We start from the raw sequence: 13,715 nt of genomic DNA on the forward strand, positions 1-13,715 counted from the left end.
TAATTATTTATCTATAAACAAAAAAATAAAACCTATTTTTTCTAGTCTACAATGAGAATTAAATTTATTATTTGTTTTTTAATATATGTAAACCTACTACCATTACAAGCTTTTGCGCAAAATAAGAATACTCAGCGCTCTTTTCGAGCGTTGATTGATTTTACAGCCGAGTTTGGAGGAGACCCAATTGCAGAGGTGTACTTTACAAACGGAGAAGATCAATCGGTTAAAGCAGGACAGGGGGTTGCTATTGCAATAGGAGGAGAATATATAGTTCCTAGTTTAGAGAAACTTAAATTTAGAGGTTGGATTGGTTATAAGTTTTTAACAACACAGGCTGATAATGCCCATATTACTTTGACTAGAATCCCTGTTAATCTAACTGCGAACTGGATGATTACAAGAAACATTCGTGTGGGGTCTGGGGTCGCATTTCAAACTGGTGTTAAGTTTAGAGCTGATGGATTGGGCGAAGACATCAAATTTGAAAATGCAAAAGGCGCTATGTTTGAATTAGCTTGGAGATGGGTAGGTTTACGATATACACTTATGGAGTATAAAGATGAATTGGGTAAAACATACAATGCAAATAATTTTGGAGTAGCACTCAGTTTTGTTTTTCCTAAGTAGCTTTAAGTACATTCCTAAAACTAAATTAGATTTATCCTTTTACAGTTATTAACTTAGTATGTCGTGCTTTCTGATATTTATCAGTTGATATTTCTAGTTCCTGTTATTCTTTGTTTAGGCTTGCTTTTGTAATTGCCTTAAGATCTGTATCCATTTCATAATACAATTTAAAGGCATTATCTACACGATCGGCGTCGGTGATGTTAGGGAATTTACTATAAGATGTGCCTACTCCTGGAGGCCAAGCGGCTGTACTAGCTGTAAAAGCTAGCATGTTATTGTTCATTCCAAAACTCTTTATTGTAAAACCATTTGTTTTTCCATCATTTTTTTTAGCAACAACAAACGACCCTTTGATAATTTTACCGTTTTCAGGATTTAATTGAGCGATAATTGAAACTTTGGGACCACCACCATTACCATAACTAGGCGCATAAACATTTTTAAATGAATCTGAATTGGCAATTTCGCGTTTGGTAAGATATTCTTCATTATAACTTCCACCAACAAGTGTAAAAACAACCCATGGAATATCTTCATTATCTATAAAAATTAGTGTTGCTCTACCATCAACTTCAGATTTTTCATGCTCAATATACCAGATGCTTTCGCCTTTTGCATTTTTCTTTCTTACATAAGGGTCTTGGTTAATGGCACTTACTTGATTAAAACCAACCTCATAGGAATTTCCGTTAGAGTCTGTTGCAGTAGTGCTAGTTGATAAGTCTTCAATTGGCTCGTTTTCTAAAACTTTATCTTGGTTATCTTCCGATCTACAAGCTAGTAAAAAGGGGAAGTAACATAAACTGATAAGTAGGATTTTCAAATTAAACATAATGAGGTTTTTAATATTGGGCAGGTCAATATAAGGATTAATTAAAGAATAATATTTGTTCTTTATAACAAAAAAAGCTGCCTTCACAGACAGCTTTTTTTAATTAATATATTATAAGTGTAAGTTTTATTCGCTTACAGCTGCTTTAATACGTTTAATCGCTTCAATAATTTGTTCTTGAGAAGCGGCGTAAGAAATACGAATACAATCAGGGTTTCCAAAAGCTTCACCAGTAACGGTTGCTACTAAGGCTTCCTCCAATAAGTATAAAGAAAAATCTGTTGCATTGTTTATCTTTTTTCCTCTTAAGGTTTTTCCAAAATAATGTGTCACATTAGGGAACACGTAAAAAGCACCATCAGGAACGTTTGTTTTAAAACCTTCCACATCGTTTAATAAATCTAGAATTAAATCACGACGTACTTTAAACTCATCAATCATGTATTGTACACGAGCAGGTGGTTCGTTTAAAGCTGTAATAACGGCACGTTGTGCGATACAGTTTGTACCACTTGTAATTTGACCTTGAAGTTTGTTACATGCACGTGCAATTTTTTCTGGAGCACCAATGTAACCAACACGCCAACCAGTCATTGCAAAGGCTTTAGAAACACCGTTTACAGTAATTGTGTTGTTGTACATATCTTCAAATTCAGCGATACTTGTGTGTTTTTCACCATAGTTTATGTGTTCGTAAATTTCATCTGAAACTACATAAATATTAGGGTGTTTTACCAATACATCGGCAATAGCTCTTAATTCAGATGCACTATAAACCGATCCACTTGGGTTACAAGGCGAGCTAAACCAAAGCATTTTTGTTTTTGGAGTAATCGCTGCTTCTAGTTGTGCTGGTGTCATTTTAAAATCAGTGTCAATAGTCGTTTTCACTTCTACAGGAACACCGTCGTGTAATTTCACAATATCAGCATAACTTACCCAGTAAGGGCATGGTAAAATAACTTCATCACCATTGTTAATCATCACTCCAGCAATATTTGCTAAAGCTTGTTTTGCTCCTGTTGAAACAACAATTTGAGCAGGCGAATAGGTTAAGTTATTATCACGTTTAAATTTTGTGATGATAGCTTCTTTTAATTCAGGATAGCCATCAACTGGCGAATATGAATTGTAATTGTCGTTAATAGCTTGAATAGCGGCTTCTTTAATAAAATCTGGCGTATTAAAGTCTGGCTCACCAAGACTTAGTCCAATAATATCTTTTCCTTCGCCTCTAAGTTCTCTTGCTTTAGCAGCCATGGCTAACGTTGCAGAGGTAGCCATGTTTAAAATTCTATCAGATAGTAATTGCATTTAAAAATATTTGTTATATGGTAAGTTTAAAATTTATGCGAAATTAGGTTTTTTTCCTAATACTTTTAGTTGTCTGTAATGTTCTGAAACAGCTTGCCAAAATGTAGAATATTCATTGTAAGGTAAACGGTGTTCTTTGGCAGTTTCTTTAACAATTTTAGCTATTTTGCTGTAGTGAATATGACTAATATTAGAAAATAAATGATGTTCCACTTGTCTGTTTAATCCGCCAGTATAAAATTCGGCAAACCAACTTTTAGGTGAAAAATTTGATGTTGTAAATAATTGATGAATGGCCCATGTGTTTTTCATGTTGCCATTTTCATCGGGTGTAGGCATTTCTGTGTTAGGCATAACATGCGCCAGCTGGAAAATAACACTTAATATGATGCCTGCCGTGTAATGCATCACTAAAAAGCCTATTAAAACTTGCCACCATGCAAACCCTAGTGATAGCGGTAAAACAATCCAGATTAAGTAATATACTATTTTTCCAATAATAAGTTTGGTCCATTGTGTTGCAGGACTAGGAAGTTTACCGTAGGCTAATTTTCTTTTTAAGTATTTGGCGGTTTGAATAAAATCGGTTGTTATCGCCCAATTTGCAGTTAGCAATCCGTATAAAAAGAAAGCGTAAAAACGTTGGTATTTGTGAATTCTAAGCCATTTGGTATGCTTTGAAAAACGAATAATTCTTCCGGCATCAATATCTTCATCATGACCTTGAATATTCGTGTAAGTATGGTGTAAAACATTGTGCTGCACTTTCCAATTGTAGTCGTTTCCGGCTAAAATATAAATGCTACTTCCCATTAATTTGTTTACCCACTTTTTGCTAGAAAACGATCCGTGATTGGCATCATGCATCACATTCATACCAACACCAGCCATACCTATGCCGGTGATTATCATGCATAATATTTGTGCCCACCATGGCATATCTACCGTTAATACTAAAGCGACAGGGGTAATGAGTAAAGCAAACATGATTACTGCTTTTACATAGAGTTTCCAGTTCCCGGTGCGTTTAATGTTATTTTCTTTAAAATAATCATTAACACGCTTATTTAGTGTTCGAAAAAATTTTGCAGAATCTGTTCTTGAAAAGGATAATGTTTGTTTAGTCATACTATAAAAATTATTAATACGGCATAGAAATGAATTCGTTTTGCCATATTCTGCGCAAAGATAGTCATAATCAATTTTAAGTAATCCCAATTTTATGTAAAAAAATGGGTTTAAAAAGTATATTTTTGTTGAAAATTTAACAATAATGGAGCTCATCTTAAAATACTTTCCTGACCTTACCGAAGATCAGATTAACAAATTCAAACAGTTAGAATCGTTATATCAGGATTGGAATCTTAAAATAAATGTCGTGTCTAGAAAAGATATAGATGAACTTTATCTACGTCATGTTTTACATTCTTTAGGTATTGCTAAAGTGATGACTTTTAATGATGGAAGCAAAATTTTAGATGTTGGAACAGGTGGTGGGTTTCCTGGAATTCCTTTAGCTATTATGTTTCCAGAATGCTCTTTTCACTTGGTTGATAGTATCGCGAAAAAATTGAAAGTGGTTAATGAAGTGGTTGAAGGTTTAGGTTTAACTAACGTAAAAACAACCCACAGTAGAGTAGAAGCGATTGATGATCAGTTTGATTTTATTGTAAGTCGAGCTGTGGCCATTATGCCAACTTTTGTGCATTGGGTAAAGGGTAAAATTGCTAGAACCCAAAATAACGACTTAAAAAATGGGATCCTTTATTTAAAAGGTGGCGATTTAACCGAAGAGCTTAAAGATTACAGAACTACAACTATTTATAATTTATCCGATTATTTTTCGGAAGATTTTTATGAAACTAAAAAAGTGGTTCATCTGCCTTTAAAATACCGTGGTTAAATTTTAAAGCTTCACTAGTTTAGAAACTTCGATGTTTAAATAGTGATATTGATTTTCAAACCAATAGGTGTTACTATACTGCGCAATATTTGTTATTTCGTGTAGGTTTAAAATAGCATTAGCACGGTCAAAATGTTGTTTAGCTTTAGCAGTATCGTTCAATTTATTGTACGCCATGGCTAAGCCAAGGTTGGCATCAAAATCGTTCGAATCAAAATTTAATACTGTTGAAAAATCTGAAACAGCATCTTTGTATTTTGATAAAAGTAAATTAGAAACCCCTCTATAAAAATAAGCAAAGGCATTATTTTTATTGAGAATTATGGCGTTTGTAAGATCGATATTTGCGTTTTGGTATTGTTTAATTTCCATGAAGAATTCTCCTCTACTGAAATAATTATCAGAGCTAGCTTCAATTAAAATGGCTGTAGAATAATCTTCAAGAGCTTTTTGATAATTTTCTAAAGCTTTATATGCTGAAGCTCTTAAAATATAAGTTTTTGGTTGTGACGGTACCGCTTTTATAACTTTATTGAAATCAATTATGGCTTTTTCATATTCGCCTAAATCAAATCGAACACAGGCTAGACTATACAGCGCATCAATAAAATTTTCATCTAAAATATAAGCTTTAGCATAATCTTCTTTAGCTTCCTTGAAATCTTTCATGCTATATCTAGAATTTCCGCGGTTGTAGTAGGTGTCTGCATCAGGTTGTTCAACTATAACTTTGGAATAATCTACAATGGCTCCAGAATAATCGCCAGAATCATTTTTTGCAAGTCCTCTTTGAAAATAAGCATCAAGATTTTTAGGCTCTAAATCTATAACTTCATTTAATAATGCTATTTTTTTATTTAAATCGGTAGTCTTTAATGCTTGTCTGTAAAGCTTATTAGCTTGCCCGATAGAAATTAGTGGCATGATAACGAGTAGGGTAAAAAAAAGTTTTTTCATAAGGATTTATATGAGCAATAAATGTGCCGTTTTAGAAAAATAAAGTTAATGATTATTTTAGATATAAATACAATGGGGTATGTTTTCTAATCAAAATATAAAAAAAGAAGAGGCTGTCTAAAAAGTATACCTGATGTCATATTGAGCTTGTCGAAATATTTCTAACTGATTGCTAATCAATATCGGTTTCGACAAGCTCAACCTGACAAATCAAATTTTACTTACTTTTTAAACAGCCTCTTGCTAATTGGTGTTATTTTATGTTTTATTCGCCTAAAAACGGATATCTGTAATCTAACGGCGTTACGAATGTTTCTTTAATCATTCTAGGAGATACCCAACGTAATAAGTTTTGAGGGCTTCCTGCTTTGTCGTTTGTTCCAGATGCTCTTGCGCCTCCAAAAGGTTGCTGCCCTACAACAGCTCCTGTAGGTTTGTCATTAATATAAAAGTTTCCTGCGCAGTTTTGTAAAGCTTCAGTTGCTTGTGTAATAGCATAACGGTCTTTAGAAATAATGGCGCCTGTTAAAGCATATTCGCTAGTTTCGTCTACCAGTTTTAAGGTTTCCGCGTAAGCGTTATCTTCATAAACATAAATGGTAATTACAGGGCCAAATAATTCGGTACACATGGTTGTATATTTCGGGTCTTTGGTTACAATTACAGTAGGTTCTATAAAATAACCCTTGCTTTTGTCATGTCCACCACCTGCAATAATTTCAACTTCTGAATCCTTTTTAGCTTGATCTATATATTTAGCCAATTTATCGAAAGAACCTTCGTGGATTACAGCAGTAATAAAGTTGCTCATGTCTTCTGGAGAACCCATTTTAAAGGATTTTACATCTTCCAAGACCAATGCTTTTACTTCTGCCCAGATGCTTTTTGGAATGTAAGCTCTAGAAGCGGCACTACATTTTTGTCCTTGAAACTCGAAAGCGCCACGAGCAATAGCCGTAGCCACGTGTTTTGGGTTGGCTGATTTGTGAGCGACGATAAAATCTTTCCCACCAGTTTCGCCAACAATTCTAGGGTAAGTTTTATAGTTATGAATGTTGTTTCCTATTTGTTTCCAAAGTTCTTTAAAGATAAATGTAGAACCCGTAAAGTGTAAGCCAGAGAAATCTGGACTCGCTAATACGGTGTTTGAAATCATTACAGGATCTCCAAAAACCACATTAATTACCCCTGGAGGAACACCTGCTTCTTCAAAAATATCCATAATAACTTTAGCTGAATACACTTGGCTATCGCTAGGTTTCCAAACCACAACATTGCCCATTAAAGCCATACAAGCCGGAAGATTTCCAGCAATTGCTGTAAAATTAAATGGCGATACGGCATAGGTGAAACCCTCTAAAGGACGGTATTCAATACGATTCCAAGCATCACTTGTGCTTTCAGGTTGCTCGTGATAAATGTCCGTCATGTACTGAACATTAAAACGTAAGAAATCAACCAATTCACAAGCTGAATCAATTTCAGCTTGATAAATGTTTTTAGATTGCCCAATCATGGTTGCAGCATTTATTTTTGCTCTGTATGGACCTGCAACTAGTTCGGCAGCTTTTAAAAAGATACCTGCACGTTGCTCCCAAGGCATTAAACTCCACGTTTTTCTAGCTTCTAAAGCCGTAGAAATGGCTTCGTCAATATGCGATTGTTCAGCTAAGTGATACGTGCCAACAATATGTTGGTGATCATGGGGAGGCGAAATCGTTCTTGTATTTCCAGTTGTTATATTTTGACCATTAATATATAATGGTACATCAATTTTGCTGTTAAACATGGTTTTGTAAGCCTCTAAAACCTCTTTGCGTTCAGGACTTCCTGGAGCGTAAGATTTTACAGGTTCGTTAATAGCAATTGGTACATTGAAAAAGCCTTTTCCCATAATTTTCGGATTTTTGTTATTGATTTTTCACTAGTTATTGAACAAATCTAATAATTTTCAAATGAGAAATAGCACCTATGCTCTTAAATACACGTTAAAATTTAATAAAATGTATTAAATTTTTAAGTTGATTTTGGTGTTTGCTTTCAGATGAAAATTACAAATAAACAGAAAGCGTAAGAAAACCTATTGTGGTGAAAAATAAAATTAGTAGTAGCGGTGTTACAAACTTTAGCCATTTGTTAAAACCAATTTTTACAATGGCTAAAGCAGCTAAAATCAAACCAGTTGGACTAATTAAATAAAGTAATCCCATGCCGTATTGGTAGGTGTTTACTATAAGTTCTCTGCCTAGGTTAACTGTATCGGCAAGTGGTGCCATTATAGGCATGGTTAATACCGCCATGCCAGATGATGATGGCATAAAAAAGGATAATCCTGCATAAATTATTAGCATAAAATTGGCAAATACACCTTTGTGCATGCCTTGGGTTATGGTGCTCGCATGATATAATAATGTGTCGCTAATTAGACCATCTTCCATTAAAATAGTCACGCCTCTAGCAATACCAACTATAAACGCAACGCTTAGCAAATCGGCAGCGCCTTTAGCAAAAGTTTCAATAAAAAGCCCTTCTTTAATTTTAGCAATAAAACCTATAATAATGGCTGCAATTAGAAATGTGGTTGTCATTTCTACAAACCACCAACTGAAAAAAGAAACACCAATAATCATAACTACAAATGCTAACGAAAACACAAAAGTGATCAGTTTTAATCTAGGGGTGAATTTAGTTGTCGTGTTAGTATTTAATTTGAATAACTGCTCTATAGTTTCCTTCTGATCATAAATAAGTGATTTTGAAGGATTGTTTTTTACACGTTTAGCATATCTAAGAATGTATAAAATGGTGATAGTTAAACAAATTACTAACATAATAATACGGCTTTGTAAACCAGTTGTCCAACTAATTCCGGCTGCATCAGAAGCAATAATGGTAGAAAACGGATTTGTAGTCGAACACATCGTACCCACCGCTGAGCCTAAGAAAATACAGCTAACACCAACCATGGCGTCGTATTTTGCAGCAAGAAAAACAGGAATTAAAATGGGGTAGAAGGCCATGGTTTCTTCAGCGAGCCCAAATGTAGTGCCGCCTGCGGCAATGAGTGTGGTAACTACAATAATTAAAAGGTATTCTCGGCCTTTTAAGGTTTCAGCCATCCAAGAAATTCCAGCATCAAAAGCTCCTGTAAGATTCATAATGCCAATTAGTCCTCCAATGATAAGGATTAGAAAAATGATATCGGAAGCTGCAATAATGCCTTTAATAGGCGATTTGGCTAAATCTGAAATGCCTTGAGGATTTGGTTCAAGTTCTTTGTAGGTATTTGGGATGCCAATAGGTTTGTAAATCGCACCGCTTGTAAAATTTTCAATAGGGATTTTTATGTTTAATGAATTTAGTGTTTCTTGAGTTGCAGGTAACTCTTCAAATTCATTTAAACTCGTTTTTATAAAAGTGTTTTTTGAAGCATCATAACTTAGGGTGTCATATTTTCCAGCAGGAATAATCCATGTTAGGAGAGCAACAAAACCTGCGATGATGATTAAAATGGTTTGTGCTGATGGAAATTTAAGTTTTTTCATACGCTGCACAAATCTGAAAAAAGAATTATTACAAAAGATTAAAACGTTTAGTTGATGGCAAATGGGGCACTCAATTTAAAAGCAGGTATGGCCACTTGAAACTTTCTTGTGGTTGTAAAATTTACCATACTATAATAGCCTTGCATAGCACCAAATGGCGATGTTAGTAAACAGCCCGAAGTATAGGTGTGTGATTCGCCTGGTTTTAAAACGGGTTTTTTGCCGATAACACCTTCACCAGAAACAGTTTCAATGTTATTTAAAGCATCTAGAATTTCCCAATGGCGTGCATAAAGCTGTACGGAATCTTTGCTTTGGTTTTCAATAGTTATCGTATATCCAAAGGCATAGTGTATCTTATAGTTTTTATAAAATGAGCCTTCGTAAGTGGTTTTTACGGAAATTTTTATGCCTTTTGTAACCTGTTGAACCATGTTAACTGTTGATTTGCAATATGTTTACAGTTGCTAAAATAGCAAATATTACGGGTCTAGCGCAAATTTTAACGTGATTGACGTTAAAATCGACTAAAAGATGAATTTTAATTGGTAATTGTTATGGAATTTCCTTCACTAACACCAATTATTCTGTCGTATCGCCCGCCTAAGTGTCGGTAATAAACTAAAACTTTGTAGCTGTTTTCTGTTTGCCAAAAATCACCGCTAATAAATCCTTCGTTAATCATGCCATTAGGTTCTTCAACAACATATTTATAATTGTAAAACCCTTGTTTTAGTAATAAACTGGCTGTGTATCTGTTTTTTTCTACATCATAAGTCATCAATGTGCTGTCGTCTATCGCATAATTATTGAAACTTCCATACACATGAATTTTTTTGTCTATCAGATTATTATCTGCAGCTAACGAAAAATGCATCCATACATAATCGGCTTCGATATCTGGGTTTGATCCGTCTATGTTGCCAATAACATAATTGCCGTTTATATCAGGGTTGTATGTGTAGGGGCGAAATGCTCGACGGATGTTTGTATATAAATAATTGTGATATAAATCTTTTAAATCGATGTATTGAATGTTGTTGTTTGCGCCACGAACATCTTTATTTTCAAAATAAAAATATTCATTACCACCCCAGAAACTGGTTTCTGTGTCATATTTATAAATCAATTGTTTGCCAAGAATGTATTGTGGTTTTAAATTGGTTATGGCTGTTTTTAAGTTGTTATTTTGAATGATAACCGTTTTAATAGTTTGATCGGGGTTATTAAAAGGGATTTTGTTTGAAGAAATAACAAGTTCTACGCGTTGTTTTTCTTCAATATTAGCGATGTCTCTAGCGCGTTTTATAAGCACGCCAATATCGGCATTGTTTTCATAAAGCATGAATTTTCTTGAAAAAACAAGTTCGCTATCGCTATTATAAATGAATAACATATAGTTTCCTGAAACTTTTAAAGCCCTAGTTTGTGCGTTCGGAATGGTGAGTTTATAATGCGAAAATATTTGAAAGGTATTAAATGAGTTTTCGTATTCGCGAATGCGTTGGTTGTCGAAACCTTCCATGTATTCCGATTGTACTAATACAGAAGGTGTCCAATTGGCATTGTAATATTTAATTTTATAGTAAAAATCAGCTTCATCGCCGTTAAGAGCATCAAATTCCAAAGTAACTTCATCATTAACTCTTATAATAGGCAGTTGGTTTTCGTTGGTTTCGCCTTTAAAATTTATGGTTTTTATATATTCTGGCGGATTTGTTTCATCAACTTGACAAAAAAGGATTATAGGAAATAATAATAAGCAAAATGAAAGCAGATATTTATGGGGCATTGTGTCGTGTTTTTTGGTAAATATAATCAAATTTTGTGCCTATAATCTTATGATTTCGAATTGAGTAAAATTCTATATGTTTTTTTGTGAAATCTGTATTTTTAATTTGTATTTTTGCATCGATTTTTAGACAACTAATTTCAATAAATATAAATATGTCAAACGACATTCGTATTAAAAAAGGTCTGGACATTAAACTTAAAGGTGAGGCTGAGAAAACTGTTGAACAGGCAGTTATCAGTACGTACTGCACCATAAGGCCAGAAGATTTCCACGGGGTTATCCCTAAACTTATTGCTAAAGAAGGTGCTACAGTCGAGGCTGGAAGTACTTTGTTTTATGACAAGACTAATGAAAATATTAGGTTTTCATCTCCTGTTTCTGGAAAAGTCATAGAGGTGGTTCGTGGACCAAAAAGGCGCATTGATGCCATTAAAATTCAAGCTGATAAATCGCAAACTTTTGTCGATTTTGGAACGCTAAATGTTGAAACCGCTCAACCAGATGAAGTTAAAGCACATTTACTTGCTTCGGGATGTTGGCCATTTGTAAAACAACGTCCTTATGATGTTGTTGCAAACCCAGATAAAACGCCAAAAGCGATCTTTATTTCTGGATACGCCAGTGCTCCTTTAGCTGCAGATTTAGATTTTACTTTAAAAGGTAAAGAAGCCGAATTACAAGCTGCAGTTACCGCTTTAGGTAAACTTACAGCGGGTAAAGTACATGTTTCGGTTGGTAAAAATGCCAATTCACCGCTTTCAGGTTTACAAGGCATTACTTTACACAAAGTATCTGGGCCGCACCCTTCTGGGAATGTGGGAACGCTAATCAATAAAATAGATCCGGTTAATAAAGGAGAAACTGTTTGGACAGTTAATCCTCAAGACTTGGTGATTATTGGTGAGTTGTTGTTAACTGGGAAATTCAACGCCGAGCGTATTGTGGCTTTGGTGGGGTCTTCAGTACAAAAACCTAGATATTTTAAAACACGTATTGGAAGCGAAGTAGCGACTATGATTTACGACAAAGGTGTCGATAAAGCAGGTCATGATCGTATTATTTCAGGAAATGTTTTAAGCGGAAAAGAAATTAAACCAGACGGAAGTTTAGATTATTACAGCAATGTAATTTCTGTGATTCCAGAAGGTGATGATTATGAGTTTTTCGGATGGACTAAACCTATCTTTAATAAGGTGTCTACTTCTAGAGCATTAACCTTTTCTTGGTTAGCGCCAAATAAAGTTTACGATTTAAATACCAATACAAACGGCGAGCATAGAGCATTTGTAACAACAGGAACTTACGAGGAAGTTTTTCCTTTAGATATTTTCCCATTACAAATTTTAAAAGCCTGTTTGTATAAAGATTTAGATGAAATGGAAGCTTTAGGGATGTACGAAGTAGCTCCAGAAGATTTTGCTTTAACAGAGTTTGTATGTGTGTCAAAACAACCGCATCAAAAAATAATAAGAGATGGTTTAGACTTAATGCTTAAAGAGATAGGATAATGGGTTTAAAAAAGAATTTACACGATTTTAAAGTAAAAAATAAGGATAAAAAGTGGTTGCCTGCGTTTTCAGCAATTCACACATTCTTATTTTTACCAGATGAGACCACACATAACGGGACTCATATAAAAGTAGCCGACGATTTAAAACGTACCATGAATACCGTAATTATGGCTATGGTACCATGTTTAATCTTTGGTATGTTTAACGCTGGTTATCAGCATCATTTAGCTTTTGATGGTATTCAAGCCGTTTCAGGAGGTTTTTTTAGTGCCGAGTTCTGGACGCTAGATAACTTTTTAGTTGGTTTTTGGAAAATATTACCATTAGTTATAGTGTCTTACGGTGTTGGTTTAGGTATTGAATTTATTTTCGCCATCATAAAAGGTCATGAAGTTGAAGAAGGTTACTTAGTAACAGGAATGTTAGTGCCACTTATTGTGCCAATCGATATTCCGTTATGGATGTTAGCTGTAGCCGTAGTTTTTGGTGTTGTAATTGGTAAAGAAGTTTTTGGAGGAACAGGAATGAATATTCTAAACCCTGCATTAACTATTAGAGCCTTTTTATTCTTCGCTTATCCAACATGGATGTCTGGAGATAAAGTATGGGTTCAAGGTGCCGTTGGAAGAGACCAAGCTATTGCAGCAGGACAAAATCTAGATGCCGTGTCAGGTGAAACCATTTTAGGTACTTTAGCACAAGGTAAAGAGGTTATGCATTCTGTAGCCGATATGTTCTACGGATTTATTCCTGGTTCGATAGGAGAAACCTCTACACTTTTAATTGTATTAGGTGGGTTATTTTTAATCTTCGCTAAAATTGGAAGTTGGAGAATTATGTTGTCTTCAGCAATAGGAGCCATCGTAATGGGATTAATTTTTAACCAGGTTGTTGATGCTGGAATTGTAACAGAAAGCAGCAAGTTTTACGGATTAATGAGTACGCCGTTTTGGCACCACTTACTAATTGGAGGTTTTGCCTTCGGTACGGTGTTTATGGCTACAGATCCTGTAACAGCCTCTCAAACTAATAAAGGAAAATGGTATTACGGTTTCTTAGTAGGATTTATTTCTATTTTGATTCGCGTATTTAATCCAGCATACCCAGAAGGTGTGATGTTAGCGATTCTATTAATGAATGTGTTTGCACCAACCATCGATCATTATGTAGTTCAGGGTAATGTGAAGAAAAGAAGGAAACGTTTAAAAGTAAAAACGGCTTAACC

At 34.6% G+C, this 13,715-nt stretch carries 12 protein-coding genes; 4 read left to right on the top strand and 8 right to left on the bottom strand.

The window, feature by feature from the left end; translation table 11 throughout:
* The first annotated feature begins 150 nt into the window (after positions 1–150).
* Positions 151–630 carry a hypothetical protein gene (locus H6X70_RS00645; protein ID WP_228530224.1) on the top strand — a complete coding sequence of 160 codons (480 nt, stop codon included), beginning with the start codon at positions 151–153 and terminating at the stop codon, positions 628–630.
* Positions 631–733: 103 nt separating this feature from the next.
* On the opposite strand, the gene H6X70_RS00650 is transcribed toward H6X70_RS00645, so the two are convergent.
* From H6X70_RS00650 to H6X70_RS00660, 3 genes are all read right to left on the bottom strand, one after another.
* Positions 734–1,465, bottom strand: coding sequence for a hypothetical protein (locus H6X70_RS00650; RefSeq protein ID WP_194765743.1), 732 nt, complete (start codon positions 1,463–1,465; stop codon positions 734–736).
* A 126-nt stretch (positions 1,466–1,591) separates the two neighbouring features.
* The gene (locus H6X70_RS00655) at positions 1,592–2,779 is read right to left on the bottom strand and encodes a pyridoxal phosphate-dependent aminotransferase (RefSeq protein WP_194765744.1); all 1,188 of its coding nucleotides are present in this window, start codon (positions 2,777–2,779) and stop codon (positions 1,592–1,594) included.
* A 33-nt stretch (positions 2,780–2,812) separates the two neighbouring features.
* Positions 2,813–3,907 (bottom strand): fatty acid desaturase family protein, encoded by a 1,095-nt coding sequence (locus H6X70_RS00660; protein ID WP_194765745.1) that lies wholly within the window; start codon positions 3,905–3,907, stop codon positions 2,813–2,815.
* Between the two features lie 145 nt (positions 3,908–4,052).
* Between H6X70_RS00660 and rsmG the strand changes: the two genes are divergently transcribed.
* Positions 4,053–4,682: a 16S rRNA (guanine(527)-N(7))-methyltransferase RsmG gene (gene rsmG / locus H6X70_RS00665; protein WP_194765746.1), complete on the top strand. Its 630-nt coding sequence runs from the start codon at positions 4,053–4,055 to the stop codon at positions 4,680–4,682.
* Between the two features lie 3 nt (positions 4,683–4,685).
* On the opposite strand, the gene H6X70_RS00670 is transcribed toward rsmG, so the two are convergent.
* From H6X70_RS00670 to H6X70_RS00690, 5 genes are all read right to left on the bottom strand, one after another.
* On the bottom strand, positions 4,686–5,639 hold the full coding sequence (locus H6X70_RS00670) for a tetratricopeptide repeat protein (RefSeq protein WP_194765747.1): 954 nt from the start codon (positions 5,637–5,639) through the stop codon (positions 4,686–4,688).
* 265 nt (positions 5,640–5,904) lie between these two features.
* Complete coding sequence (gene pruA / locus H6X70_RS00675; protein ID WP_194765748.1) at positions 5,905–7,533, bottom strand: L-glutamate gamma-semialdehyde dehydrogenase; 1,629 nt, start codon at positions 7,531–7,533, stop codon at positions 5,905–5,907.
* A 157-nt stretch (positions 7,534–7,690) separates the two neighbouring features.
* Entirely contained in the window at positions 7,691–9,184 is a 1,494-nt protein-coding gene (locus tag H6X70_RS00680) for a YfcC family protein (protein ID WP_194765749.1), read from the bottom strand.
* Positions 9,185–9,231: 47 nt separating this feature from the next.
* Entirely contained in the window at positions 9,232–9,618 is a 387-nt protein-coding gene (gene apaG / locus H6X70_RS00685; RefSeq protein ID WP_194765750.1) for a Co2+/Mg2+ efflux protein ApaG, read from the bottom strand.
* Positions 9,619–9,725: 107 nt separating this feature from the next.
* The gene (locus H6X70_RS00690; RefSeq protein WP_194765751.1) at positions 9,726–10,976 is read right to left on the bottom strand and encodes a DUF5103 domain-containing protein; all 1,251 of its coding nucleotides are present in this window, start codon (positions 10,974–10,976) and stop codon (positions 9,726–9,728) included.
* A gap of 155 nt (positions 10,977–11,131) precedes the next feature.
* Here H6X70_RS00690 and H6X70_RS00695 point away from each other — a divergent pair, with 155 nt between their 5' ends.
* The gene (locus H6X70_RS00695; RefSeq protein ID WP_194765752.1) at positions 11,132–12,487 is read left to right on the top strand and encodes a Na(+)-translocating NADH-quinone reductase subunit A; all 1,356 of its coding nucleotides are present in this window, start codon (positions 11,132–11,134) and stop codon (positions 12,485–12,487) included.
* The gene (locus H6X70_RS00700; RefSeq protein ID WP_194765753.1) at positions 12,487–13,713 is read left to right on the top strand and encodes an NADH:ubiquinone reductase (Na(+)-transporting) subunit B; all 1,227 of its coding nucleotides are present in this window, start codon (positions 12,487–12,489) and stop codon (positions 13,711–13,713) included. The genes H6X70_RS00695 and H6X70_RS00700 overlap by 1 nt, the downstream gene beginning before the upstream one ends.
* The last annotated feature ends 2 nt before the right edge of the window (positions 13,714–13,715 follow it).

The organism is Tamlana sp. I1 (genome assembly GCF_015355625.1).
Classification (GTDB): Bacteria; Bacteroidota; Bacteroidia; order Flavobacteriales; family Flavobacteriaceae; genus Pseudotamlana.